Consider the following 23,413-nt stretch of genomic DNA (forward strand, 5'->3'; position numbering starts at 1 on the left):
TCCTCGCGGGAACTCAGGGTGCGTTGACGATCTGCTTCTGCCATGCCTGCTGGAAGGCGAACCTGGCGGCCTCCACCTCGTGCCGCTGGTCGGCGTGGAGCACACCGAGCGCGTACGCCGTCGCCGGGGCGATCCGTGGCGTACGGGCGGCCTGCGCCGCCGCCGCTGCCGCCTCCGAGGCGTCCCGGTGCCGGTTCAGGGCCTGCCCCGCCGCCAGCAGCCGTACGTCCACCGGCATGTTGCCCGCGTGCAGCACCTCCTGGGCGTACCGGTGCAGGCGCAGCAGCAGGCGGACCTGGTGCCAGGGGCCGTCCTGGGGGTGCGGGGTCGGGTCCGGCGACAGGCCGTGGACCAGGGCCTCCGCGTTGTACGGGTGGCCCGCGACGACCAGGGGGAGGGCCGTGACGGCGTCTGTCAGCCGTTCCTCCGCAGCGGCTGCCAGGGGGTGGAGACCGGTGGTGGGGGCGGTGGCGGTGAGGGGGACCTCGCTGGCCAGTACGGCGACCTTGTCCGCGACGGCGTGGAAGCGGGACGAGCCCAGTGCCTGGAGGGCTGTGGAGTGGGCCCTTGTACGGGCGAGGGTCAGCTGCCGTTCGAGCAGGGCGCCTGCCTTTGCCGCGCCTACCGTGAGGTTGCCGCGTTCCGGGGTGGGGGCCGAGGGGGCGCCGGGGCCGGGAGCGGCACGACTGCCCGCGGCTACGACGTCGACTGCCTGGGCGGGCAGGACCGCTGCCCCCGACAACCGGTGCAGCGCCAGCAACAGGCGTTCCAGGCGGGCCTCGTACGCGTGCTCCAGGCCCAGCGTGCCGGAGAGCCAGGCCAGTTCGGGGCGGATCTCCTCGGACCAGTCGGGGTCGAGGAGGGGGCGGAAGGTGTGCAGGCTGCCGCTGATGCGGCGGGCCGAGCGGCGCAGGGCACGCGCCGCGTCGACGGACTGCTGCGTGCCGCCTTCCCCCGCGCTCGACCGATCGCGCGCGGAGGCCCCCCCGTTCGTACCGCCGGTCTCGCGGTGCAGGCGCAGGGCACGGAGGAACTCCGTGGCCTGGCCGCGCAGATACGCCGCGAGGGCGTCCCCGGTCAGCACCTCGGCCGTGGGGTCCGTCGGGTCAAGGTGTTGCTGTGCCACGCCGGCGCCTCCGGGCGTCTATGAGCATCTCCTGAACGTTGCGCAGGGGCTGTCCGTCCGTGTCGGTCGCGTGCCGGGTCCACTCGCCGTCCGGGCCGAGGTGCCAGGAGGAGGTCGAGTCGGACATGCCGGTGTCGAGCAGCCGGTTGAGGGCCGCCCGGTGGGCCGGGTCGACGACGCGGACCAGGGCCTCTATCCGGCGGTCGAGGTTGCGGTGCATCATGTCGGCGCTGCCGATCCACACCTCGGGCTCGCCGCCGTTGCCGAAGGCGAACACCCGGGAGTGCTCGAGGAAGCGGCCGAGGATCGAGCGGACCCGGATGTTGTCGGACAGGCCGGTGACGCCGGGGCGGAGCGCGCAGATGCCGCGCACCCACACGTCCACCGGTACGCCCGCCTGGGACGCGCGGTAGAGGGCGTCGATGACCGCCTCGTCGACCATCGAGTTGACCTTGATGCGGATGAAGGCCGGACGGCCCGCGCGGTGGTGCTCGGCCTCCTTGTCGATCCGCGAGACCAGGCCGTCGCGCAGGGACTTGGGGGCCACCAGCAGGCGGCGGTAGGTCTCGCGGCGCGAGTAGCCGGACAGGCGGTTGAACAGGTCGGAGAGGTCCGCGCCGACCTGCGGGTCGGCCGTGAGCAGGCCGAGGTCCTCGTACAGGCGCGCCGTCTTCGGGTGGTAGTTGCCCGTGCCGACGTGGCTGTAGCGGCGCAGGGTCTCGCCCTCCTGGCGGACCACCAGGGACAGCTTGCAGTGCGTCTTCAGGCCGACCAGGCCGTAGACGACGTGGCAGCCGGCCTCCTCCAGCTTCTTCGCCCACTTGATGTTGGCGTGCTCGTCGAAGCGGGCCTTGATCTCGACCAGGACCAGCACCTGCTTGCCGGCCTCGGCGGCGTCTATCAGCGCGTTGACTATCGGGGAGTCGCCGGAGGTGCGGTACAGGGTCTGCTTGATCGCGAGGACGTCCGGGTCATCGGCCGCCTGCTCGATGAAGGCCTGCACGGAGGTGGAGAAGGAGTCGTACGGGTGGTGCAGGAGCACGTCCCGCTGGCGCAGGGCGGCGAAGATGTCCGGTGCCGACGCCGATTCGACCTCGGCCAGGTCGCGGTGGGTGCCCGCGACGAACTTCGGGTACTTCAGCTCCGGCCGGTCGAGGCCGTGGATGCGGAAGAGGCCGGTGAGGTCCAGCGGGCCGGGCAGCGGGTACACCTCGGCCTCGGAGATCTTCAGCTCGCGGACCAGCAGGTCCAGCACCTCGCGGTCGACGGACTCCTCGACCTCCAGGCGCACCGGCGGGCCGAAGCGGCGCCGCATGAGCTCCTTCTCCAGGGCCTGGAGGAGGTTCTCGGCGTCGTCCTCCTCGACCTCCAGGTCCTCGTTGCGGGTGAGCCGGAAGGTGTGGTGCTCCAGCACCTCCATGCCCGGGAACAGCTCCTCCAGGTGCGCGGCGATGACGTCCTCGATGGGGACGTACCGGCCCGGCGTGGCCTCCAGGAAACGGGACAGCAGCGGCGGCACCTTCACGCGCGCGAAGTGCTTGTGGCCGCTGACCGGGTTGCGTACGACGACGGCCAGGTTCAGGGAGAGGCCGGAGATGTACGGGAAGGGGTGCGCGGGGTCGACGGCCAGCGGGGTGAGCACCGGGAAGATCTGGTGCCGGAAGAGCGTGAACAGGCGGGCCTGCTCCTTGTCGGTCAGCTCGCTCCAGCGGACCAGGTGGATGCCCTCCTCCGCGAGCGCGGGGGCGACGTCCTCGTGGTAGCAGGCGGCGTGCCGGGCCATGAGCTCACGGGAGCGGGCCCAGATCATCTCCAGCACCTCGCGGGGCTGGAGGCCGGAGGCGGAGCGGGTGGCGACACCCGTCGCGATGCGGCGCTTCAGACCGGCCACCCGGACCATGAAGAACTCGTCCAGGTTGCTGGCGAAGATCGCGAGGAAGTTGGCGCGCTCCAGCAGCGGCGTGTTCGGGTCCTCGGCGAGCTCCAGGACGCGCTCGTTGAAGGCCAGCCAGCTGCGCTCGCGGTCGAGGAAGCGGCCCTGGGGCAGGGGTGCGCCGTCGACCTGGGACTCCTCGTAGGCATCGAGATCGGCATCGATGTCGGGGGCCAGGTCGGAGGAGGCCGGGGCGGCCACGGTGTGCGGGCGGTGGGCGGCTATGGAACCCACGGAAGGCTGGGCGTGCTGGACCGGTGCCTGGGCGTCTTGCTGACTCATGACACCATTCTTCCGCGCCACGGGTCTCACGGGCGCGTCGGAACGAGCGAGCGGGAGCGTCACGACACCGTTCGGCGCGGGCCCCTCGGGGGGCGGCGAAGGCTCTGGCACGGCGGGCTTCATTGGCCGAGCGTCGCAAGCTTGGCTGAATCAATGGTTACGGAGACATGACGTGCGGGATAGCGCGGGGCGGCTCCCGCACGTCCTGGCAGCGGCTCGGAGCGCCCCGGCGGGGCTCGGGGCCGCGCATCCGACGGCGATCAGGCGGTGACGAGGGCGCCCTTCGCCTCCCCGGCCGTCCCGGCCGCCCGCAGCGCTCCGGTCAGGCGGCGCAGCACCAGGTAGGAGGCGAGCGCGAGCAGCGCGGTGACCGCCAGGAACAGCGCGCTGACGGTGAGCTGGAGGGGCCAGTAGTGAGAGTAGGGGTGATAGGTGTTGAAGTAGCCGACCGCGTCCGCATAGGCGCGGTCGCACGCCCCGGAACCGCAGGACACATGGGCGCCGGTCCTGGTCACCAGCCCCTGGTCGACGATGATGCCGTCACCGCGGTAGCCCTGGTGGAGGGTGCCGATCCGGGTGACCGCCGGCCACAGGTGGGGCAGCAGCTGCTGGGCCAGGCCGGCGACGCCCGCGGTGACCAGCGTGCCGACGACCAGCGCGGGTAGCGTACGGCGCAGCACCAGGCCCGCCAGGGTGCCGGCCGCCAGCCCGGTCAGGGTCAGCGCGGCGGTGGTGGGACCGCCCGCGTGGAAGGTCGCGAGGTCGTACCAGCGCTTGGCGGAGCCGATCCGGCCCAGCCCCGCCGACCAGGCGCGGTGGTGCAGCCAGGACAGCGCACAGGTGCCGGCGGCGGTGAGGGCCGCCGGGACGGCCAGCCGGACGGTGAGCCAGCGGGCCGGGGAGGTGCCCTGGGTCCAGGCCAGCCGGGCGGTGCCGGTCTCCATTTCCCGGCCGGTCAGGGCGGCGCCGGCCCAGGCGGCCACCAGGAAGGGCAGCGCGTCCAGGGCGTAGGTGGCGTAGTCGTAGTAGTCCTTGTAGCGCAGGATCGCGGCTTGGTCGTAGCGGCACGTCATCATGTCGGTGCACGCGTGGAACTGCCGCCAGCCCCCGGCCGCCGCGTCGGCGAGCGGACCGGCCAGGGCCAGCTGCACCGCGGTGAGGACGATCACCAGGGCGGCCCAGCCGTACAGCGCGGGGCGGTGCAGGCGCAGCAGCCAGCGGGCCGTGCGCGGCCGGGTGACGGTGGGGGCGGTCATGGCGATGGTCACGCGGCACTCTCCTCGGTGACGGCCGGAGCGGTGGTGAAGGCGGGGGCCTCCGGATTGCGCAGGTGGGCGAGGACCAGTTCCTCCAGCGAGGGCGCCGAGGTGCGCCAGTGCGCGGGCAGCGGTCCGGCCGGGCGGATCAGGGCGGTGAGCTGGCGGCCGGTGACCCGGGACTCGACCACGGCGTGCCCGCCGAGGGCGGCGGGGTCGGCGGCGCCGCTGACCCGGCGGTGGACGGCGAGCAGGTCGTCGATCTCCCCGGCCAGCCGGATCCCGCCGTCACCGACCAGCAGCAGATGGTCGCAGGAGTCCTCCAGCTCGGCGACGACGTGCGAGGACATCGCGATGGTGGTGCCGTACTGGGCGGCCTGGGCCATCAGTGTGCCCATCAGCTCGTGCCGGGCCAGCGGGTCGAGGTCGGCCATCGGCTCGTCCAGGAGCAGCAGTTCGGGCCGCTTGCCGAGGGCGAGGGCGAGCGCGACGCGGGTGCGCTGGCCGCCGGAGAGGGAGCGTATGCGGGCCCCCGGCTCCAGGTCGCCGGCCGCGACGACGTGCTCGGCGACGGCCGTGTCCCAGTGGCCGGGGTTGAGGTCGGCGCCCATGCGGAGGATCTCGGCGATCGTGAGCTGCGGGTAGAGCGGCTTGTCCTGGGCGACGTAGCCGACCCGCGGGCGGGCCGCGGCCGGGCTGGTGCCGAGCACCCGCACCTGTCCCTCGGTGGGCGGGAGCAGCCCGGCGGCGAGGGCGAGCAGCGTCGACTTGCCGGCGCCGTTGGGCCCCACGACCGCGCACACCCGCCCGGCGGGCAGCCGGAAGGCACAGTTGCGCAGCGCCCAGCCTCCCCGGCGCCCGAAGCGCTTGCCGAGGCCGGTCGCCTCGATCGCGGTGTCGCTCATGAACGTTCTCCCTGGAAGTGCCGGTCGAGTATGGCGGTGAAGAGCGCGGCCACGTCGTCCCGCTCCAGCCCCGCGACGCGTGCCTTCTCGGCCCACGCCTCCAGCTCGGTGCGCAGGGAGGGGTCGACCGGGGTGGTGCCGAGCGCGCGCCGCACGAAGGTGCCGAGCCCGCGGCGCGCCTCCACCAGCCCCTCCCGCTCCAGCTCCCGGTACGCCTTCAGGACGGTGTTGGGGTTGATCGCGGTGGCCTCCACGACCTCACGTGCGGTGGGCAGCCGGTCTCCCGGCTGGAGCAGGCCCATGCGCAGGGCCTGCTTGGTCTGCTGGACGATCTGGACGTAGGTGGCGACCCCGCTGTGCCGGTCGATGCGGTATTCGACCACGCGTTGAACCACCCTTTCACTAATTGAGTAGTGAAAGGGTGGTGCAAGGAAGGGGCGGCCGTCAAGCCGGCCGCCCCTTGTGTAGCTCTATGTCAGGCTTCCGTGCGGTACATCAAATCCGTCTCGTACGTGGCGAATCCCAGCCGCTCGTACACCGACACCGCCGCCTGGTTGTCGGCATCGACGTAGAGCATCGCGGTCGGCAGTTGCTGGCCGGCCAGGTGCCGCAGGCCGATCGTGGTGAGGGACTTGCCGAGGCCGCCGCCCTGTTCGCCGGGGCGGACCCCGAGGACGTAGACCTCGCCGAGGCCCTCCTCGGCGTGCACCTTGGTCCAGTGGAAGCCGATCAACTCCCCACGCCGCTCGGCGAGGAAGAACCCGGCCGGGTCGAACCACGGCTCGGCCTTGCGGTCGTCGAGGTCGCGCTGGGTCAGCGAGCCCTGCTCGGGGTGGTGGGCGAAGGCGGCCGCGTTGACCGCGAGCCAGGCCGTGTCGTCCTTGCCGGGCACGAAGGTGCGCACGGTCACGCCCTCCGGCAGCACCGGATCCGGCAGCTGCAGATCGGTCAGCGGCCGCCGCATCTGGCGCAGTTCACGGAACAGGGTCAGGCCGAGCACCTGGGCGAGGTGCCGGGCGGCGGGGTGCCCGCCGTGTGCCCACACCCGCAGTCGCTTGCCGGAGGCGGCGAGCAGGGCGGAACCGAGCGCCCGGCCGTGGCCGTGGCCGCGGTGCGCGGGGTGGACGACGAGTTCGGCGGCCGGTGCCTCCACCGGGTCGGTGTCCTCCAGCTGGGCGTAGCCGACGAGTTCGCCGCCGACGGTCAGCAGCAGATGCGAGACGCCCTCGCGGGTACCTCCCCGCAGCTGCAGCCGGCCCTGCTCGGACACCGGCTGCTGTCCGTCGATCCCGGCGGCCTCGGCGAGCAGGGCCAGCACGGCCTCGGCCCGGTCCGGGGTGAGCGCGGAGTAGGTCTCGATGGAGCGGGCGGGGAAGGCTCGTACGGTGTCGTCGCTGCTCATGCGTAGAGGGTACGGCAGGCTCTCCATAAAAGCTCTTTAATTGGGTTCTCGCCGGAATTGGCTTTTCCCGGATTCCGAATGTCGTGATGTTTTCCTTATCGGAATTCACCGGCGTAAATCACGGGAAACGCTCAGGTGGTCTTCCTGCGGTCGAACCAGATGGTCGCCAGCGTCGGCACCAGCCCCGCCCAGAAGACGATCCGCGGCACCGACCGCTCGGCCCACGGCACCTGGCTGATCACCAGGGCGCACAGCACGGCCCAGGCGGCCTGGCCGAGGACGATCCGGGGCCAGCGGCGGCGGTGGAGCAGGGAGCGGAGGTTGTAGCGGACGCCCATCCGCAGCCGCCGGTAGCGCAGCAGCGCACCGACGGCCCAGAGGGCGCCGACGGGCACGACGTACCACAGCCGCTGCCCGAGCGGGACGGGCAGTTCGCGCGGGACCTGCCCCTGCTTGGTCCACAGGTCGAGCATGGTGCCGGCCAATCCGAGACTGAGCAGGGCGAGCCAGCGCATCCCGCGCAGCAACCGGTAGGAGGCGTGGTCCAGGCCCTGCTGAAGGTCCGGGGAATCCGGGGTGGCGGCGAGGGCGTCGGCATAGAGGGTGGCGGCTTCGGCGGCCTTGACGCCGGGTGCGGTGGCGGCCTTCTTCGTCTGCCGGGCCAGGGCCTCGGGGTGGTTCGGGTCGAGACGCAGGATGACCTGGTCCATCTCGTCCATGACCTCCTGGTTGTCGTCCATCCGGGCGATCCGCCAGCGCACCTCGTACGGGTGGACCTCCTCGGGCGCCAACCGTACGGCGGTGAGGGCGAGTTCGTCCGACTCCTGGAGGAAGCCGACCATGGCCTCGTGGGTGATCGAGCCGCCGTTGGCGACTCCGAAGCGCAGCGCCCGTATGCGGTACAGCCAGTCGCCGAGCAGGGCGTACCCGTACCAGTACTCGGGGGCGAGGCGGATGACCTCGCGCAGGGGGGCCTCGGCGTCCACGATGCGGGAGTTGGACTGGAGGGCGCGCGCGTGCTGGAGGAGCGCGCCGATGTGCTCCGGGTCGATGGCCAGCGCCCGCTCGGTCGCCTCCAGTGCCTGTGCGGCCTCGTCCTTTCCGGCCAGATGGCAGCGGGAGAGCCGGACCAAGGCGCCGACGTCCTCCGGATCCTCGGCGAGCCGCCGGCCGAGCACGGCCTTCGCCTCGTCGTAGCGCCGCAGTTCGTACAGCGCGTCGGCCCGCTCCAGAGCCGGGTGCAGACCGGTGTTGCTCACAGCTTCCGCCGCTTCTTCAGGTAGGCGATGAGGTCGTCGTACATGCCGCCTTCGTTGGCGAACATCGCCACGTTCCGGGCGGCGGCGAACCACGGGTCGCAGGACGGTACGACCTCCTTGGCAGCCGCCAGCAGGTCCTTCATCCCGATCATCCGTACGGTCCCGGTCCGGGCGGAGTCGAGCAGCGCGCGCTCGGCGGCGGCCTCGCAGACGTGGGCCAGGTCGGCCCCGGAGAGCCCCTCGGTGACCTTGGCCAGCTTGGCCACGTCGATGCTCTCGATGGGCCTCTCCCGCAGGTGGTACCGGAGGATCGCCTCACGGGCGGCCGTGTCCGGGGGCAGCACGAGCAGCGTCCGGTCCAGCCGCCCCGGCCGCCGCAACGCGTTGTCGACGTCCCAGGGGACATTGGTGGCGGCGAGCACGAACACCCCCTCGTTCGCGCCCGCGTCGATCCCGTCCAGCTCGGTCAGCAGCTGGTTGACGGTGTTCCGCATCGCGCTGTGCGCGGTACGGCTGCGCTTGGCGCCGAGCGCGTCGAGTTCGTCCAGGAACACCACACACGGCGCCTGCCGCCGCGCGGTCTGGAAGATCTCGTGCATGTTGCGCTCGGAGTTGCCGGTCCACATGTCGAGCACGTCGTTGACGGAGACCGACAGGAAGGAGGCGCCGAGTTCCCCGGCGACGGCCCGCGCGATGAAGGTCTTCCCGCATCCCGGCGGCCCGTACAGCAGCAGCCCGCCGCGCAGGCTCTTCCCGTACAGCTTCCGCAGCTCGGGATTGCGGAGAGGCGCGAGGAAGGCGGCCTCCAGCCGGTCCTTGACCTCCTGCATCCCGCCGACATCGGCAAGCCGCACCCCGCCGGGCCGCTCCACGTCCCAGGCCTCGGCGTCCCCGGGGTCGTCGTCACCGTCCGCCCGCATCGGGGCCTCCGCCTCGACGAAGCGCGGCGGTACGACGTCGACGACCTGCTCCTCGGCGGCTTTCCAGTCGAAGGGGCTGCGCCGCTGCTCGGGTGCGGTCGGCTGGGTGGCGGGAGCCTGCGCGGCGGGCTGCTGGGGTGCTCCCATGGCGCGGGCCATGAGCTGCCGTGCCTGCGCGTCACCGGGAGCGTGCTGCAGGGCGACGGCCACCTCGGCGATGGCGGCGTCGGACTGACCCTCACTCAGGAGCAGGTCGGCCAGGTGCAGTCGGAGCGGCACATCGGCGGGCGCGGCGGCAACGGCCGTGCGCAGGCTGTGTATCAGCGGGGAGTCTTCCGGCATGGGCCCCAGCCTACGGAGCCCCTCTGACAGAGCTACGACCCCCCGCACTCGGGCCGGTGTTCTTGTACTCGGGGAGGGAAGGGTTGCCGCCCGCCTCGACGTTGTGGGTCATGCGTTCCAGGACGTGGACGGCGGTGCGGTACTCGTCCGGTGAGATGCCGGTCATGGAAAGGTCACGGAAGGCGTTCACCCGCTCGGTGACGGAGGCCAGGCGGCGGTGCCCGGCGGGGGTGAGGGCCAGCCGGTGCGGTGCGGGGCGGGTCGCCCAGCCGCCGGTCAGTACGGCGTCGACGGCGGCCCTCAGTGTGAGGGCGTCCGCGTTGGCGGCGAGTACCGACAGCACGTCGGAGTCGCCGGCCTCGGGGGTGGTGTCGCGGATGACGTTGAGGACCTGCCAGTCCAGGCGGGTGAGGCCGAACTCCGACAGCACGCCGTTCAGCGCGCGGGTCAGGGCCTTGTCGGTGCGGTTGAGCCAGTAGCCGATGGGCTTCACGCGGGGGTTCCCTCGGTGTGGGGTTCGGTCAGGAGGGCGGGCCAGTTCTGCTCGGTGGCCCAGTCGGTGAAGGTGTGCCAGGCGATCTCGGGGTAGGCGCGGCGCAGGGCGGCGGCGTCGACGTCCAGGCCGGTCGTGGTGAAGTACGTGAACATGGCCGCGAGGTCCGCGGAGTGGCTGCGGACGATGTCGAGGGCGACCTCGTGGTGGGAGATCGGGCGGCCGGTGGCGGTGGCCAGGGCGGCCGCGATCTGTGCCGGGGTGCGGGTGTCGGACGCGATGTCGATACGGCGGCCGGTGAAGTCGGCCCGGCGCTCCAGGGCCAGTGCGGCGAACGCGCCGATGTCGGCGGCGGGGATGAGGGCGAAGGGCCGGCCGGCGGGCATGGGCCAGCCGAAGACGCCCTCGCGCAGTCCGGCCAGGGTCCAGCCACCGGCGTAGTTGTCCATGAACGCGGCCGGGGCGATCACCGTCCAGGGCACGCCGGAAGCGCGCAGATGGCGCTCGACCTGGTGCTTGCTGTCGTAGTGCGGGACACCGGTGCCGCGGTCGGCGTGCGCGGCGGAGGTCAGGACGACGTGTCCGAGGCGGGCGGCCGCCGCGGCGTCGACGAGGGCCCTGCCCTGCCGTACCTCGGTGTCCGTGTCGGTGCCGAACGGGGTGGTCACGGCGAAGAGCGCGTCCGCACCGGTGAGGGCGGCGTCGAGGGAGGCGCGGTCCTCGAAGTCGGCGTGGCGGATCTCGGCGCCGAGGGCGCGCAGGGTGGTGGCGGGCGGTGCGTCCGGGTGGCGGGTCAGGGCGCGGACACGGTGGCCGGCGGCCAGGAGGGCGCGGGCGGTGGCTCCGCCCTGGGCGCCGGTGGCTCCGGTGACGGCGACGGTGAGCATGGGTCTCTCCCGATGGCTAGTATTGCTGTGTGGCGCATTAGCTGTGCCACGCAGGAGAGTAGCAGGGTGTTTACTGCGCCGCGCAGTGTTTTTTGGAGGCGAGCCACGTGACGGACGCGACGGACCCACGCCGGGCCCGGCTGTACGAGGAGTTGTCGACGGAGTCGCGCCGCTATCACGCGTCGTACGTGCTGTTCAACCAGGCCGTAGCCGACCACCTCGGCATGCACCCCACCGACCTGCAGGCCCTGAGCCTGCTGACGGCCGAGCCGGAGCCGCTCACGGTCCGGCAGATCGCCGACATGACCGGCCTCACCACGGGCTCGGCCACGCGCCTGGTGGACCGGCTCGAACGCGGCGGCTATGTGGCCCGCGCGTCCGATCCGCGGGACCGCCGGCGGGTGCTGGTCACCCCGGTGCCGGAACGCGTCGCCCGCGTCGCCGCGGTGTGGGACGAGCTGGGCCGCACCTGGCAGAGCCTGCTCGACGACCACACCGAGGACGAACTGAGGGCGATCACCCACCACATGCGCCGCGCGAACGACCTGAGCCGCACCCAGATCGAGCGCCTGCGCGCCATGCCCAAGCCGGACTGAGGCGACCCGGCGGACCGGCTTCGATCAGCCGACCAGTGTCCCGGCCGTCTCCGGGGCCTCCGGTGGCGGGGTCGGTGCGCCCGGGAGCCGTACCGTTGCCGTCGTGCCGCCGCCGGGCGCGTGGGAGAGGGTGACCTCGCCGCCCGCCTGCTGGATCGTGCGGGCCACGATGGACAGGCCGAGGCCCGAGCCGGGGAGGGCGCGGGCGCTGGGGGAGCGCCAGAAGCGGTCGAAGACGTACGGGAGTTCGTCCTCGGGGATGCCGGGGCCGTGGTCGCGGACCGTCAGGACGCCCTTGGCGAGCTGTACCTCGATCGTGCCGCCGTCGGGGCTGAACTTCACCGCGTTGTCGAGGATGTTGACGATCGCCCGCTCCAGCGCGGACGGCTCCGCCCGGACGTACCAGGGCTCCAGGTCCGCCGCGATCGTCAGCTCCGGGCCGCGCAGGCGGGCGCGGCGCAGCGCCGCCTCGACCGCGTCCTGGAAGGAGACCACCTGCACGCGCTCGCCCCGCTGGCCCTCCGAGCGGGACAGCTCCTGCAGGTCGCCGATCAGCGCGGCCAGTTCGGTCATCTGCGCCTTCACCGAGGCGAGCAGCGCCTTGCGGTCCTCGGGCGGGATCGGACGGCCCGTCTCCTCGCTGCGGGTGAGGAGCTCGATGTTCGTGCGCAGCGACGTCAGGGGCGTACGGAGCTCGTGGCCGGCGTCGGCGATCAGCTGCTGCTGGAGTTCGCGGGAGCTGGCCAGGGACGCGGTCATCGAGTTGAACGAGCGGGAAAGCCGGGCCACCTCGTCCTCGCTGTCGTCCTCCACGGGGATGCGGATGGTCAGGTCCTCGGTCCGTGCCACGTGCTCCACGGCCTCGGTGAGCTTGTCGACGGGGCGCAGCCCGGCACGGGCGACCGCCAGGCCGGCGGCACCGGCTCCTATGACGCCGATACCCGAGACGAGGAGCAGGACGAGCGCCAGGTCGTTGAGGGTCTTCTCGGTGTTCCGTAGCGGGACGGCGACCTGTACGCCGATGTTGGGCCCGCGTGCGCCGCTCGCGGTCGAGGTGGGGAGGAAGGGGCGGGTGAGCACGCGAAGCTCGTTGCCCTCGCCGTCGACTCCGTTACGGAAGTAGATAGTGCTGTCGAGGGCCTTGATCTCTGCCTTGTCGGCCTCGGTGACCTTGATCTTGCCCGAGGCGCCCCCGATGAGGCAGACCTTGCCGTTCTCCGTGACTACCTGGGAGTACCTGTCCTGGAAGATCCCGCCGGCCGCGGGCCTGTCGGTGCAGTTGGAGAGGCTGAAGTTCAGCTGTTCGAGCTGTCCCGCGCCCCGCAGCGACTTCTGCAGATCGTCGTCGAGCTGGTCGTACAGCTTCCCCTGCACGATGAACCACGCCGTCACCGAAACCGCCGCCACCGCGAACGCCACCGCCGCCGCGACCAGCATCGCCAGCCGGGCCCTGATCGGCAGGGACCGGTAGCGTCGTAGCAGCTTGTTCACTCGGCGCCGCCCTGGCGCAGGACGTATCCGACTCCCCGCACCGTGTGCACGAGGCGCGGCTCGCCGCCCGCCTCGGTCTTGCGGCGCAGGTACATGACGTAGACGTCGAGGGAGTTGGAGGAGGGCTCGAAGTCGAAGCCCCAGACCGCCTTCAGGATCTGCTCGCGGGTGAGGACCTGGCGCGGGTGGGCCATGAACATCTCCAGGAGCGTGAACTCCGTGCGGGTCAGTTCGACCTGGCGGCCGCCCCGGGTGACCTCGCGCGTCGCCAGGTCCATGCGCAGGTCGGCGAAGGTGAGCGCCTCGTCCTCCTGGGCCTCGGCCGACACCGCCGCCGCGTACGAGCTGCGGCGCAGGAGTGCTCGGATGCGGGCGAAGAGTTCGTCGAGTTCGAAGGGCTTGACCAGGTAGTCGTCCGCCCCGGCGTCCAGCCCGGTGACCCGGTCGCCGACCGTGTCGCGGGCCGTGAGCATGAGGATCGGGGTCGTGTCCCCGGCGCCGCGGATGCGGCGCGCCGCCGTCAGGCCGTCCATGCGGGGCATCTGGATGTCCAGGACGACCAGGTCGGGCTTGTAGGCGGTGGCCTTCTCCAGGGCGTCCGCCCCGTCGACCGCGACCTCCGTGTCGTATCCGTCGAACGCCAGGCTGCGCTGGAGCGCCTCGCGTACGGCCGGCTCGTCGTCGACGATCAGGATGCGCTGGGGGTCACGGTCGCCTTCGGCGGGGCTCATCGCTCGCGATTCCTCGGGGTGCGGTGGGGTGGGGGGTGTACGGGGGGCCACGAGGGCGTACGGCTGTCTTTCAGCCTGCCACGCTCAGGCCTGGACCGCGGCCAGACGCTTCAGCGGCACCTTGCGGCGGTGGGTGCGGACCGGGGCGGTGCGCAGGCCCATCAGCTCGGGGACCGGCGTGCCGACCACCTCGGGCGCACGGGGCGGCGTCGGCTCGGGCGAGCGGGGCGCCGGGATGGGCAGGTGCAGGGCGCGGGAGACCGCGAGGGCCAGGGTGATGTCGGCGGGACCGCGGTCGGCGTTCTGGTGCGAAACCTTGGTGATCATGACGTACTCCCTGCTGACTGAGGGTGAAGCGTTAGCTCTTGTTGCCCGCCCGCAGCTTGGCCAGGTCGGACTTGACCGTGTTGACGGGGATCGCGAAGCCGAGGCCGATGCTGCCCGCGTCCGAGGACGACGAGGACTGCTGGCTCGACGAGTACATCGCGGAGTTGATGCCGATGACGTTGCCGCTCGCGTCGATCAGCGCGCCGCCGGAGTTGCCCGGGTTGAGGGACGCGTCGGTCTGTATGGCCTTGTAGGTCGTCGTGGACGAGCCGGTGTCGCCGTTGAAGTGGCGGCCGCCGAACTCGAACGGCCACTGGCCGTCACCGCCCTGGCCCTGACCCTGGTTCTCGTCGGTGGACACGGTCACGTCCCGGTTGAGGGCGGAGACGATGCCGCTGGTGACCGTGCCGGTCAGGCCCTCGGGGGAGCCGATCGCCACGACCGCGTCGCCGACCTGGACGCCCGACGAGTTGCCGAGCGAGGCGGGCTTCAGGCCCGAGGCGCCGCGCAGCTTGATCAGCGCGAGGTCCTTGGAGCTGTCGGTGCCGACGACGTCGGCGGTGTAGCTCTTGCCGTCGCTGGTGCGCACCTTGATGGACTGCGCGCCGGAGATGACGTGGTTGTTGGTGACGATCTCGCCGTTCGACGAGATGATCACGCCGGAGCCGGTGGAGGAGCCGTTGCCGAGGGTCGCGTTGATCTCGACCACGCTCGGGCTGACCGCGGCCGCGATGGCGGCGACGTCGCCCCTCTTGCTCGACGGCACCACATGGGTGGTCGTACCGCCGGTGGCGACCGTGTCCTTGCTGGTCAGCTCCTGGAAGCCGTACGCCGTGGCGCCGCCGACCGCCGCCGCCACGATCGCGACGGCCGCGAGGAGGGCGACCGGACCCCGGTTGCGCCCGCGCTTGTGGGGAGCGAGGCCCGTGGCCGGCTCGTACGGCGGCGGGGGCGGCCACTCCGGGCTCACGGGAGCGGCGTAGCTGTGCTGCTGCGGCTGGGTGTGTGCACCCTGGCTCTCGGTCATGACTAGTAGCCTCCCCGGTGACCATGAGAGCTTCCTGAGTGCTCGCTGAGAAGCCCGGCAGAACCTCGTTTGCCCGATATAAAGATGCTCCCGGCGCAGAGGCGTACCGGAATCAGCGGAGGCGTGCCGGAATCAGCCGCAGCCGCAGCTCGTCCGCACCACCAGCCGGGACGGGAACGTCTTCAGCCGCTCCCGCCGCGAGCCCGCCACCCGCAGCCCGTCGTCCAGCACCAGGTCGACCGCCGCCCGGGCCATCGCCGAGCGGTCGGAGGCGACCGTGGTCAGCGGCGGGTCGGCCAGCGCCGCCTCCTTGATGTCGTCGAACCCGGCCACCGCCAGCTTGCCGGGCACGTCGATGCGCAGCTCGCGCGCGGCTCGCAGCAGGCCGATCGCCTGGTCGTCGGTGGAGCAGAAGATCGCCGGCGGCCGGTCGGGGCCGGAGAGGACGTCCAGGGCGACGCGGTAGGCGTCGTAGCGGTTGTACGGCGCCTCGAACAGCCGGCCCTCGGTGGACAGGCCCGCCTCGTCCATGGCCCGCTTCCAGCCCTCGACGTGGTCGGAGACCGGGTCGCCGACGGCCGGTGTCTCCGCCGTGCCGCCCATACAGGCGACGTACTCGTAGCCGTGCTCCAGCAGGTGGCGTACGGCGAGCTGGGCGCCGCCCAGGTCGTCCGTGACCACGGCCACGTCGTCGATGGCCTCGGGCCGCTCGTGCAGCAGCACCACCCGGGCGTCCCAGGCGTCGATCTCGGCGGCGGCCAGGTCGTTCAGGGCGTGGGAGACGAGGATGAGCCCGGAGACGCGCATGCCCAGGAAGGCGCGCAGGTAGTGGACCTCGCGTTCACCGATGTAGTCGGTGTTGCCGACCAGGACCATCTTTCCGCGCTCGGAGGCGGCCTGCTCGACCGCGTGCGCCATCTCGCCGAAGAAGGGCTGGCGGGCGTCCGGGATGATCAGGCCTATGAGGTCCGTGCGGCGCGAGGCCATGGCCTGGGCGACCCGGTCCGGGCGGTATCCCAGTTCCTTGATCGCCGCGAGGACACGCTCGCGCGTGGCCGGGGCGACCGGCCGGGGTCCGTTGTTGATGACATAACTGACGACGGCCGTAGAGGTTCCAGCCAGCCGTGCCACGTCATCCCGAGTCACCTTCGCCACGCGCGGAGTCTACGCGGATTGACCCGTTCTGGGCAGGGCGTATCACTGCTTGGATGTGCGGAAGCAATGCCCTGCCCAGTCGCCCGCCACACCTGCCGGGCGGAAACGGGCCGGAACTAGACCTCCGCGTGGACCTCGGCGCCGTCCTGGACGGCGGATGCCTCCGCGTCCTCGGCCTTGGCCCGTTCTGCCCGGTCGGCCCTGGCCTTGGCGTCCTCGCCGCCCCGGTCGCCCTTCTCGGGGGTGACGAACCGGTAGCCGACGTTGCGGACGGTGCCGATCAGCGACTCGTGCTCCGGGCCGAGCTTGGCGCGCAGCCGCCGTACGTGGACGTCGACCGTACGGGTGCCGCCGAAGTAGTCGTACCCCCAGACCTCCTGCAGCAGCTGGGCGCGGGTGAAGACGCGGCCCGGGTGCTGGGCGAGGTACTTCAGCAGCTCGAACTCCTTGAAGGTCAGGTCCAGGACCCGGCCCTTGAGCTTGGCGGAGTAGGTCGCCTCGTCCACGGAGAGGTCGCCGTTGCGGATCTCCATGGGGGAGTCGTCGTTGACGATCTGCTGCCGGCCCATGGCCAGCCGCAGCCGCGCCTCCACCTCGGCGGGGCCTGCGGTGTCGAGCAGCACGTCGTCGATGCCCCAGTCGGCGGTGACGGCGGCGAGACCGCCCTCGGTGACGACGAGGATCAGCGGACAGCCGGGGCCGGTGGAGCGCAGCAGCTGGCACAGGCTGCGCACCTGGGGCAGGTCGCGGCGGCCGTCGACGAGGATCACGTCGGCGCCCGGGGTGTCGACCAGGGCGGGGCCCTCCGCCGGGGCCACCCGCACGTTGTGCAGGAGCAGGCCGAGGGCGGGCAGCACCTCCGTCGACGGCTGGAGGGCGTTGGTCAGCAGCAGCAGAGAACTCATACGTCGGTTCCTCCTCGGTCCCTGCGAGGACGTGTGCGGACGGGCACTGCTCTGCGATCCCGAAGGCCCCGTACACCGGCGGTCACCTGAGGTTTCCCGCTTCGTATACAACGCTTCCGAAAGCACAAAAGGACCCGGGGGCTGCGCTGCCCGAGTCCTCTGCCCAGCAGAATAGCCCACATGAGCAACGGTCCGGCAGGTCATGTGGCACGTTCCACCGTTCGTCCGAATCCTGAGACGGGCAGACAGGGCCCTATTCGGACGTTTCTGCGCACCGCCGACGGAGTTCCGGTCGATTCCGTATACGACCCGGGCGCGGTCGTATACGAAACCCCGCCGGACACCCTCCGTTCGGCCAGTGGTGACCTGGCGTTCGTCATCGCCCACGGGTTCACCGGGGACGTGGACCGCCCGCATGTACGACGGGTGGCGGGGGTTCTGCGCGGTCACGGCGCCGTCGTCACCTTCTCCTTCCGCGGCCACGGGCGCTCCGGCGGCCGGTCCACGGTCGGTGACCGGGAGGTGCTGGACCTCGCCGCCGCCGTCGAGTGGGCCCGCGGCCTCGGGTACGCGCGCGTGGCCACCGTCGGCTTCTCCATGGGCGGCTCGGTGGTCCTGCGGCACGCGGCCCTGAACCCCGGCACGGTCGACGCGGTCGTCTCGGTCAGCGCCCCGGCCCGCTGGTACTACCGGGGCACGGCGCCCATGCGCCGGCTGCACTGGCTGGTCACCCGTCCCGAGGGCCGCCTGGTCGGCCGCTACGGCCTGCGCACCCGCATCCACCACCGGGAGTGGGACCCGGTCCCGCTCTCCCCGGTGGAGTCGGTGCCGAGGATCGCCCCGACCCCGCTGCTGATCGTGCACGGCGACCGGGACGGCTACTTCCCCCTCGACCACCCCCGGATGCTCGCCGAGGCGGCCGGTGACCACGGGGAACTCTGGGTGGAGCCGGGCATGGGCCACGCCGAGCACGCGGCGGACGACGCCCTGCTCGCCCGGATCGCGGACTGGGCGGCGGCCCGGGCGGGCTAGCCTGACAGCACTCTTATTTCTTTTCTTGCCGTCGATTGAGGAAACAGATGCCCAAGGTCACGGTGCGCTACTGGGCCGCCGCCAAGGCCGCGGCCCAGGTCGCCGAGGAGCCGTACGAGGCGGACACGCTCGCCGACGCGCTGGCCGCCGTGCGCGCGCGACACCCCGGTGAACTCACGCGCGTGCTGCTGCGATGCTCCTTCCTCGTCGACGGTCACCCCGTCGGGACCCGCGCGCATGAGACGGTACGGCTGGCCGAGGGCGGCACGGTCGAGGTGCTCCCGCCGTTCGCAGGAGGGTGAGATGAGCGACCAGCCGTATCAGGGCGGACAGCCCTATCAGGGCGGCCCCTACGAGGGCTACGACCCCTACCAGCAGCAGTGGCCGGGGCACGATCAGCAGCAGGGCTACGACCCCCAGCTCACCCAGCAGTGGCAGGGCCAGACCTGGGACACGCAGACGCACGCGTCGATGCAGATGCCCGCGCAGGCGTCGGAGACGGCGTATCTGCCGCCGCAGCCGTCCGAGGCTTCGTCCGAGGGTTCGTCCCAGGGTTCGTACGGGGGCTCGTTCGCGGGGCAGCAGCAGTACCAGCAGCCGTATCAGCAGCAGCAGTACGCGGAGCCGTACGGGGCCGCGCCGCAGCCGATGCCTGAGCCGCACCCCGAACCGGCACCGGCGCCCGTGCCGGCGCAGGCCCAGCCCCAGGCCCCGGAAGCCGTACCGGAGTCCGAGCCGGCCTACGGCCCCGCCACCGTCGCCGGCAACGCGCGGATCACGGATGCCCAGCGGGCGCGGCTGGAGGGCCGTTCGCCGATCATCGAGCCCGGTACGCAGCCGGCGCTGCTGACCGCCCTGCTCGGACTGCTGCTGGCAGCGACGGCGCCGATCGCCTCGTACGCGCTCCTCCTCCCGCTCGTGGTGCTCCAGGCGGTGACGGCGGCGGGCTGGTTCCGGCTGAACGGCATGTGGCCGGCCCGGCAGGGCATCGCCCTGGCCTTCGCGGGCGGGCTGGCCGCCGATGTGGCCGTGCTCGCCGCGGGCCGCGATGACGCGCCCGCCGCGATCCTGGGCCCGCTCGGCGTCTGGGTCCTGCTGTCGCTGGTCCTGCAGCTGCGCTCGCACGCCTCGCCGGACGAGCGGATGTACGGCCTGATGGCCACGGTCGTCTCGACGGCGCTGTCGGTACTGGCCACCGGGTATCTGGGCGCCGACCCGCACGCGGTGTCCGTGGGCGCGGCGGCGGTGGCGGTGGCGGTCGTGGCACGGGCCCTGCCGCTGCCCACGGTGCCGTCGGTGGTGGTCTCGCTGCTGGCGGCGGCGGGCGCGGGGATCGCCGTGGGCGGGGTGACCGGGCTGGGGGCCAAGGGTGCGCTCCTGGGTCTGGCCGCCGCGGTCTGCGCCCTGATCGGCCATCGCGTGGCCAGCTACGACTATCCGTCGCGGTTCGTGCACTTCACGGCCGGGGTGGCGGTGCCGTTGTCGGCTGCCGCGCCGGTCGTATGGGTGCTGGGGCGGGCGCTCGGGTAGAAACAAGCCTGGAGCCGCGGCCCGATTGCGGCGGGCCGCGGCTCCATGTGTCATACGGCGAGTTCTGGGTTACTTCCCGCCGCCGCCACCGAACTCGTGCTCGTGGTGCTCGTGGCCGACCACTCGGAAGCTGCCGACGACGCCGTCCTTGACCTTGATGCCGTCGACGTCGCCGACGCGCACGCCGTCGCTCTGGCTGTGACGGCCGACCTCGGCGACGGGGGCGCCGTTGTCGCACACGGCTCCGCGGAACACCTCGACGCGGCTGTCGCTGTCGTTGCGGATGTTCAGCGTCCGGGCGCCGAGACCGCTGACCACGGTGACGCAGTCGCCGGGGTGGCTGGAGTAGGACCGCTCGTTGATCTGGATCCTGCCGCCGCCCCAGTGGCCGCCCTCGCCGCGGCCCTCGCCGCCCTTGCCCCAGTTGTCCTCGTCGTCGTTGCCGTTGTTGTTGTTGCCGTTGTTGTTGTTGTTGTTCGAGTTGTTGTTGTTGCCCCCGCCGGCGCCGGCGCCACCGAACGGTGCGGCGGCGGCAGCGGCCGGGGCCGCCTCGGGGGCGGCCTCCGGCGCGGAGGCGGCCGCGGCGTAGGTGACGCCGGTCGCCGCCAGGGCCGCCGCGCCCGCGACAGCGGCGGTGACGATGTTGGTCCGAGTGATCTTCATGGTGTTTCTCCAGTCTCTGAGACGCCGACTCGAAGGCCGGTCGAATGGAACGTATTCATCGACCGCTATGGCTGTCATGTCGGGAATGTCCCGAGACTGGGTTTTTGTGCATCAATCGAGGGATTTGTGGCATGTGATTGCCACTCTTCATCCGCTGAGGTCGTATCAACTGGGCCTGAAAACAGGGAAATTGACAGACCACTAGTCCTTTTGAATGATCGTATGACAAGTCGCCACCCCGGCGGCGCGCGTGTCGTTGCGGCCTCAGAGAGGCGAGGTGCGCTAACAGCGGACGCCGAAGGGCCGCGCATGCCGAGGCCGCGCATGCCGAAGGGCCGCACCCCCACTGGCGTCCAACCCCAGGGGTGCGGCCCTTCGACCGTCACTGAGCCCGCTAGGCCCACTCAGACCGCGATGGCGACCTCGGCCAGCGCGCCCTTCTCCGCCACGACGACCGTGCGGTCGGCCGTGCCGCCCGGCACCAGCGCGCGTACGGTCCACGTGCCCTCGGCCGCGTAGAAGCGGAACTGACCGGTCGCCGAGGTCGGGACCTCGGCGGTGAACTCGCCGGTCGAGTCCAGCAGACGGACGTAGCCCGTCACCGGCTCGCCGTCACGGGTCACCTGACCCTGGATCGTCGTCTCACCGGGCTTGATCGTAGAGGCGTCGGGGCCGCCGGCCTTCGCTCCGCACATGCTGTTTCTCCTGAGGGGTCTGAGGGGGTCTTACTTGTTCGCGCCGAGCTCGATCGGCACGCCGACGAGGGAGCCGTACTCGGTCCAGGAACCGTCGTAGTTCTTGACGTTCGCGACGCCGAGCAGCTCGTGCAGCACGAACCAGGTCAGGGCCGAGCGCTCACCGATGCGGCAGTAGGCGATCGTGTCCTTGGCGAGGTCCACGCTCTCCTCGGCGTAGAGGGCCTTCAGGTCCTCGTCCGACTTGAAGGTGCCGTCGTCGTTGGCGTTCTTCGACCACGGGATGTTCCTGGCGCTCGGGACGTGCCCCGGACGCTGCGACTGCTCCTGCGGCAGGTGCGCCGGGGCGAGCAGCTTGCCGGAGAACTCGTCGGGGGAGCGCACGTCGACCAGGTTGTGCGAGCCGATCGCGGCGACGACGTCGTCACGGAAGGCGCGGATCGAGGTGTCCTGCGGCTTGGCCCGGTACTCCGTCTTGGCGCGCTCCGGGACCTCGTCGCCGGCCACCAGCTCGCGGGCGTCCAGCTCCCACTTCTTGCGGCCGCCGTCGAGGAGCTTGACGTTCTCGTGGCCATACAGCTTGAAGTACCAGTAGGCGTACGAGGCGAACCAGTTGTTGTTGCCGCCGTAGAGGACCACCGTGTGGTTGTTGGCGATGCCCTTGCCCGACAGGAGCTTCTCGAAGCCCTCCTGGTCGACGAAGTCGCGGCGGACCGGGTCCTGGAGGTCCTTGGTCCAGTCGATGCGGATCGCGTTCTTGATGTGGTTCTTGTCGTAGGCGGACGTGTCCTCGTCCACCTCGACGATGGCGATGGCCGGGTCGTCCAGGTGCTGCTGCAGCCAGTCGGCGTCGACCAGGACGTCGGTGCGGCTCATGCTCTTTCTCCTCCGGGGCAGTTGCGGCGGGGCGCGCGAGTAGAGAGGGGTGTGCGACCGAGTGGCGCACGGGTGCCCTTCCAGCAGGGCGGCGGTGGGATGCGGAAGTCGGGGACTTTCGCTCAGAAGGGGCGACAGAGCATGGCGGCGACGCGGCACAGGTCGACTGCCCGCCGCTTCGTGAGATTCGCCTGTCCCCGCGGCCGGAGGACGCTCGTCGTGTACCGCATGGGCCCGATCGTAGGGACGTCCGGGTGGGCGTGTCACCGGTGTGTCATATCGCGAGACACGATCGTCCGTATAGTGGGATGAGAAAGCGCCCGGTGGCCGCCTCGCGGCCTCCCGGGCGCTCGCGTCCGTCTCCGTATCTACGGTACGGACGCCACCGTCTCGCCAGTCGGACGATCGTCGTCCGCCGGCGGTGTTCCTACCCAGCCAGCCTGACGTTGGAACCCTTCACCGTGATCTGCACGCCGTCCTTGGCGGCCTGCACCTTGTCCAGCTTGATGCCACCGGGCAGCCGGCTGATGGCCTGCTGGAAGTCGGTGATCTCCCGGATGCGGTTCTCGGCGATTGCGGCGGCGGCGAACTTGGGCAGGGAGTCGGCGTGGACCTCCACCTTGTCGTTCTCCACGGTCACGGTGCTGAGCACGGACACCGTCTGGTTGACCGGCAGGGGGCCGAGCGCGCCGGTCAGCCTGGCCGTGACCTTGATCTTGCCGTTGCCGCCGTCGGAGAGACTGACGACCCGGGCCTTGAGGCCGGGGACGACCTCGGTCGGCTCGGGCTTGGCGGTCCTCAGCAGTTCGGAGTACGAGATCGTCGCGGTGCCGGTGGCGGAGGAAGCGGTGGCGGAGCTGTAGTCGCCGGAGAAGGAGACGCCCTTCATGTCGGCCTTCAGGTCGTCGATCCGGACCGTCTTCCCGGCGGTGCCGGTGGCGGCCTCATAATTCTTGATCCCGACCTCGACGTCATCGAGCGACCCGCCCGCGACCTGGGTGAGGAACGGGAACCCGTTGATGCTCACATCCGGCGTCGACGCCAGGTTCTCCGTCGACTTCAGCTTGTCGGCGGCCTCCCCCTCGGCGAAGTGCACGGCGATCCGGTCCGCGATCACGAACAGCCCGCCCAGGATCACGACGAGGATCAGGAGTATTCGCAGGGCGCGCATGTGGTGTTTCCCCCGGGTCGGCGGTCGGTGTGCGGTGTGCGAGGTGCCGTGCGGTGACGACTACGCCACGGTAACCGGGCGGGGCTCGGCCCAGTCGCGTTTGTGGATCAGTTGTGACAGGGACCGCCCGGCCTACCCTGGACGTATGTACGCACGGCGGCGTCACATCTATTTCGCCATGATGGGGACCTGCATCGGGCTCTTCGTCCTGGCGTGGGGAGTCGTGCGTATCTGGTCGGTCCCGGCGGCCGTCGGCATGTGCGTGGTGGCCATGATCATCCCGCCGGTCGCCGCGATGATCGCCAACCGGCGGGGCCCGGAGGACCGCTGGTGGGACGACCCCTCCGGCGATCCCCAGTCCGACGAGTGGTGGGACGAACTGGACGGCAAGAAGCCCCCCAGGCGGTGA

The 23,413-nt window shown here is 71.5% G+C and carries 26 protein-coding genes; 5 read left to right on the forward strand and 21 right to left on the reverse strand.

What is annotated here, in order from left to right:
- Positions 1-13 precede the first annotated feature (13 nt).
- The 10 genes from ACWC0C_RS00160 to ACWC0C_RS00205 form a co-directional block, all read right to left on the reverse strand.
- Positions 14-1,126, reverse strand: a complete 1,113-nt coding sequence (locus tag ACWC0C_RS00160) for a CHAD domain-containing protein (protein WP_450860422.1) — start codon at positions 1,124-1,126, stop codon at positions 14-16.
- Entirely contained in the window at positions 1,107-3,464 is a 2,358-nt protein-coding gene (locus ACWC0C_RS00165; protein WP_450860424.1) for an RNA degradosome polyphosphate kinase, read from the reverse strand. Before ACWC0C_RS00165 ends, ACWC0C_RS00160 begins: the two co-directional genes overlap by 20 nt.
- Before the next feature lie 137 nt (positions 3,465-3,601).
- A complete protein-coding gene (locus tag ACWC0C_RS00170) occupies positions 3,602-4,609 on the reverse strand; it encodes an ABC transporter permease (protein WP_450860426.1) in 1,008 nt (335 codons plus the stop codon).
- Positions 4,606-5,502: an ABC transporter ATP-binding protein gene (locus tag ACWC0C_RS00175; RefSeq protein WP_450860428.1), complete on the reverse strand. Its 897-nt coding sequence runs from the start codon at positions 5,500-5,502 to the stop codon at positions 4,606-4,608. Before ACWC0C_RS00175 ends, ACWC0C_RS00170 begins: the two co-directional genes overlap by 4 nt.
- Positions 5,499-5,885, reverse strand: a complete 387-nt coding sequence (locus tag ACWC0C_RS00180; protein ID WP_450860430.1) for a GntR family transcriptional regulator — start codon at positions 5,883-5,885, stop codon at positions 5,499-5,501. Before ACWC0C_RS00180 ends, ACWC0C_RS00175 begins: the two co-directional genes overlap by 4 nt.
- 92 nt (positions 5,886-5,977) lie before the next feature.
- Positions 5,978-6,904 carry a mycothiol synthase gene (gene mshD, locus ACWC0C_RS00185; protein WP_450860432.1) on the reverse strand — a complete coding sequence of 309 codons (927 nt, stop codon included), beginning with the start codon at positions 6,902-6,904 and terminating at the stop codon, positions 5,978-5,980.
- Positions 6,905-7,035: 131 nt separating this feature from the next.
- The gene (locus ACWC0C_RS00190; protein WP_450860434.1) at positions 7,036-8,163 is read right to left on the reverse strand and encodes a tetratricopeptide repeat protein; all 1,128 of its coding nucleotides are present in this window, start codon (positions 8,161-8,163) and stop codon (positions 7,036-7,038) included.
- Positions 8,160-9,425 (reverse strand): ATP-binding protein, encoded by a 1,266-nt coding sequence (locus ACWC0C_RS00195; RefSeq protein WP_450860435.1) that lies wholly within the window; start codon positions 9,423-9,425, stop codon positions 8,160-8,162. The genes ACWC0C_RS00190 and ACWC0C_RS00195 overlap by 4 nt, the downstream gene beginning before the upstream one ends.
- Before the next feature lie 10 nt (positions 9,426-9,435).
- Positions 9,436-9,918 (reverse strand): MarR family winged helix-turn-helix transcriptional regulator, encoded by a 483-nt coding sequence (locus ACWC0C_RS00200; protein ID WP_450860437.1) that lies wholly within the window; start codon positions 9,916-9,918, stop codon positions 9,436-9,438.
- Positions 9,915-10,805, reverse strand: coding sequence for an NmrA/HSCARG family protein (locus ACWC0C_RS00205; protein ID WP_450860439.1), 891 nt, complete (start codon positions 10,803-10,805; stop codon positions 9,915-9,917). Before ACWC0C_RS00205 ends, ACWC0C_RS00200 begins: the two co-directional genes overlap by 4 nt.
- 107 nt (positions 10,806-10,912) lie before the next feature.
- Here ACWC0C_RS00205 and ACWC0C_RS00210 point away from each other — a divergent pair, with 107 nt between their 5' ends.
- Complete coding sequence (locus tag ACWC0C_RS00210) at positions 10,913-11,401, forward strand: MarR family winged helix-turn-helix transcriptional regulator (protein WP_450860440.1); 489 nt, start codon at positions 10,913-10,915, stop codon at positions 11,399-11,401.
- A gap of 24 nt (positions 11,402-11,425) precedes the next feature.
- On the opposite strand, the gene ACWC0C_RS00215 is transcribed toward ACWC0C_RS00210, so the two are convergent.
- From ACWC0C_RS00215 to ACWC0C_RS00240, 6 genes are all read right to left on the reverse strand, one after another.
- Complete coding sequence (locus ACWC0C_RS00215) at positions 11,426-12,892, reverse strand: sensor histidine kinase (protein ID WP_450860442.1); 1,467 nt, start codon at positions 12,890-12,892, stop codon at positions 11,426-11,428.
- Entirely contained in the window at positions 12,889-13,623 is a 735-nt protein-coding gene (locus ACWC0C_RS00220) for a response regulator transcription factor (protein ID WP_055706594.1), read from the reverse strand. Before ACWC0C_RS00220 ends, ACWC0C_RS00215 begins: the two co-directional genes overlap by 4 nt.
- An 84-nt stretch (positions 13,624-13,707) precedes the next feature.
- Positions 13,708-13,950, reverse strand: a complete 243-nt coding sequence (locus ACWC0C_RS00225; RefSeq protein ID WP_450860444.1) for a hypothetical protein — start codon at positions 13,948-13,950, stop codon at positions 13,708-13,710.
- A 31-nt stretch (positions 13,951-13,981) separates the two neighbouring features.
- Positions 13,982-14,977: a S1C family serine protease gene (locus tag ACWC0C_RS00230; protein WP_450860445.1), complete on the reverse strand. Its 996-nt coding sequence runs from the start codon at positions 14,975-14,977 to the stop codon at positions 13,982-13,984.
- A 132-nt stretch (positions 14,978-15,109) separates the two neighbouring features.
- Positions 15,110-16,132 (reverse strand): LacI family DNA-binding transcriptional regulator, encoded by a 1,023-nt coding sequence (locus ACWC0C_RS00235; protein WP_449197543.1) that lies wholly within the window; start codon positions 16,130-16,132, stop codon positions 15,110-15,112.
- 116 nt (positions 16,133-16,248) lie between these two features.
- Positions 16,249-17,037 (reverse strand): response regulator transcription factor, encoded by a 789-nt coding sequence (locus ACWC0C_RS00240; protein ID WP_449197544.1) that lies wholly within the window; start codon positions 17,035-17,037, stop codon positions 16,249-16,251.
- 180 nt (positions 17,038-17,217) lie between these two features.
- Between ACWC0C_RS00240 and ACWC0C_RS00245 the strand changes: the two genes are divergently transcribed.
- The 3 genes from ACWC0C_RS00245 to ACWC0C_RS00255 are packed head-to-tail and all read left to right on the forward strand — an operon-like array spanning position 17,218 to position 19,599.
- Positions 17,218-18,069, forward strand: a complete 852-nt coding sequence (locus tag ACWC0C_RS00245; RefSeq protein ID WP_450860447.1) for an alpha/beta hydrolase family protein — start codon at positions 17,218-17,220, stop codon at positions 18,067-18,069.
- Between the two features lie 47 nt (positions 18,070-18,116).
- Positions 18,117-18,371 (forward strand): MoaD/ThiS family protein, encoded by a 255-nt coding sequence (locus ACWC0C_RS00250; protein ID WP_449197546.1) that lies wholly within the window; start codon positions 18,117-18,119, stop codon positions 18,369-18,371.
- 1 nt (position 18,372) lies between these two features.
- Positions 18,373-19,599 carry a hypothetical protein gene (locus ACWC0C_RS00255; protein ID WP_450860449.1) on the forward strand — a complete coding sequence of 409 codons (1,227 nt, stop codon included), beginning with the start codon at positions 18,373-18,375 and terminating at the stop codon, positions 19,597-19,599.
- Between the two features lie 69 nt (positions 19,600-19,668).
- Here the strand turns inward: ACWC0C_RS00255 and ACWC0C_RS00260 are convergent, their stop codons facing one another.
- The 5 genes from ACWC0C_RS00260 to ACWC0C_RS00280 form a co-directional block, all read right to left on the reverse strand.
- A complete protein-coding gene (locus tag ACWC0C_RS00260) occupies positions 19,669-20,262 on the reverse strand; it encodes a hypothetical protein (RefSeq protein WP_450860451.1) in 594 nt (197 codons plus the stop codon).
- A gap of 404 nt (positions 20,263-20,666) precedes the next feature.
- A complete protein-coding gene (locus ACWC0C_RS00265) occupies positions 20,667-20,957 on the reverse strand; it encodes a DUF1416 domain-containing protein (RefSeq protein WP_043502058.1) in 291 nt (96 codons plus the stop codon).
- Between the two features lie 30 nt (positions 20,958-20,987).
- On the reverse strand, positions 20,988-21,833 hold the full coding sequence (locus ACWC0C_RS00270; RefSeq protein WP_450860453.1) for a sulfurtransferase: 846 nt from the start codon (positions 21,831-21,833) through the stop codon (positions 20,988-20,990).
- A 122-nt stretch (positions 21,834-21,955) separates the two neighbouring features.
- Positions 21,956-22,063 (reverse strand): Ms5788A family Cys-rich leader peptide, encoded by a 108-nt coding sequence (locus ACWC0C_RS00275; RefSeq protein ID WP_449197551.1) that lies wholly within the window; start codon positions 22,061-22,063, stop codon positions 21,956-21,958.
- 197 nt (positions 22,064-22,260) lie between these two features.
- Positions 22,261-23,004 carry an LmeA family phospholipid-binding protein gene (locus tag ACWC0C_RS00280; protein ID WP_450860456.1) on the reverse strand — a complete coding sequence of 248 codons (744 nt, stop codon included), beginning with the start codon at positions 23,002-23,004 and terminating at the stop codon, positions 22,261-22,263.
- A gap of 145 nt (positions 23,005-23,149) precedes the next feature.
- Here ACWC0C_RS00280 and ACWC0C_RS00285 point away from each other — a divergent pair, with 145 nt between their 5' ends.
- Complete coding sequence (locus ACWC0C_RS00285) at positions 23,150-23,413, forward strand: DUF3099 domain-containing protein (RefSeq protein ID WP_449197553.1); 264 nt, start codon at positions 23,150-23,152, stop codon at positions 23,411-23,413.

It is taken from the genome of Streptomyces sp. NPDC001709 (assembly GCF_053596375.1).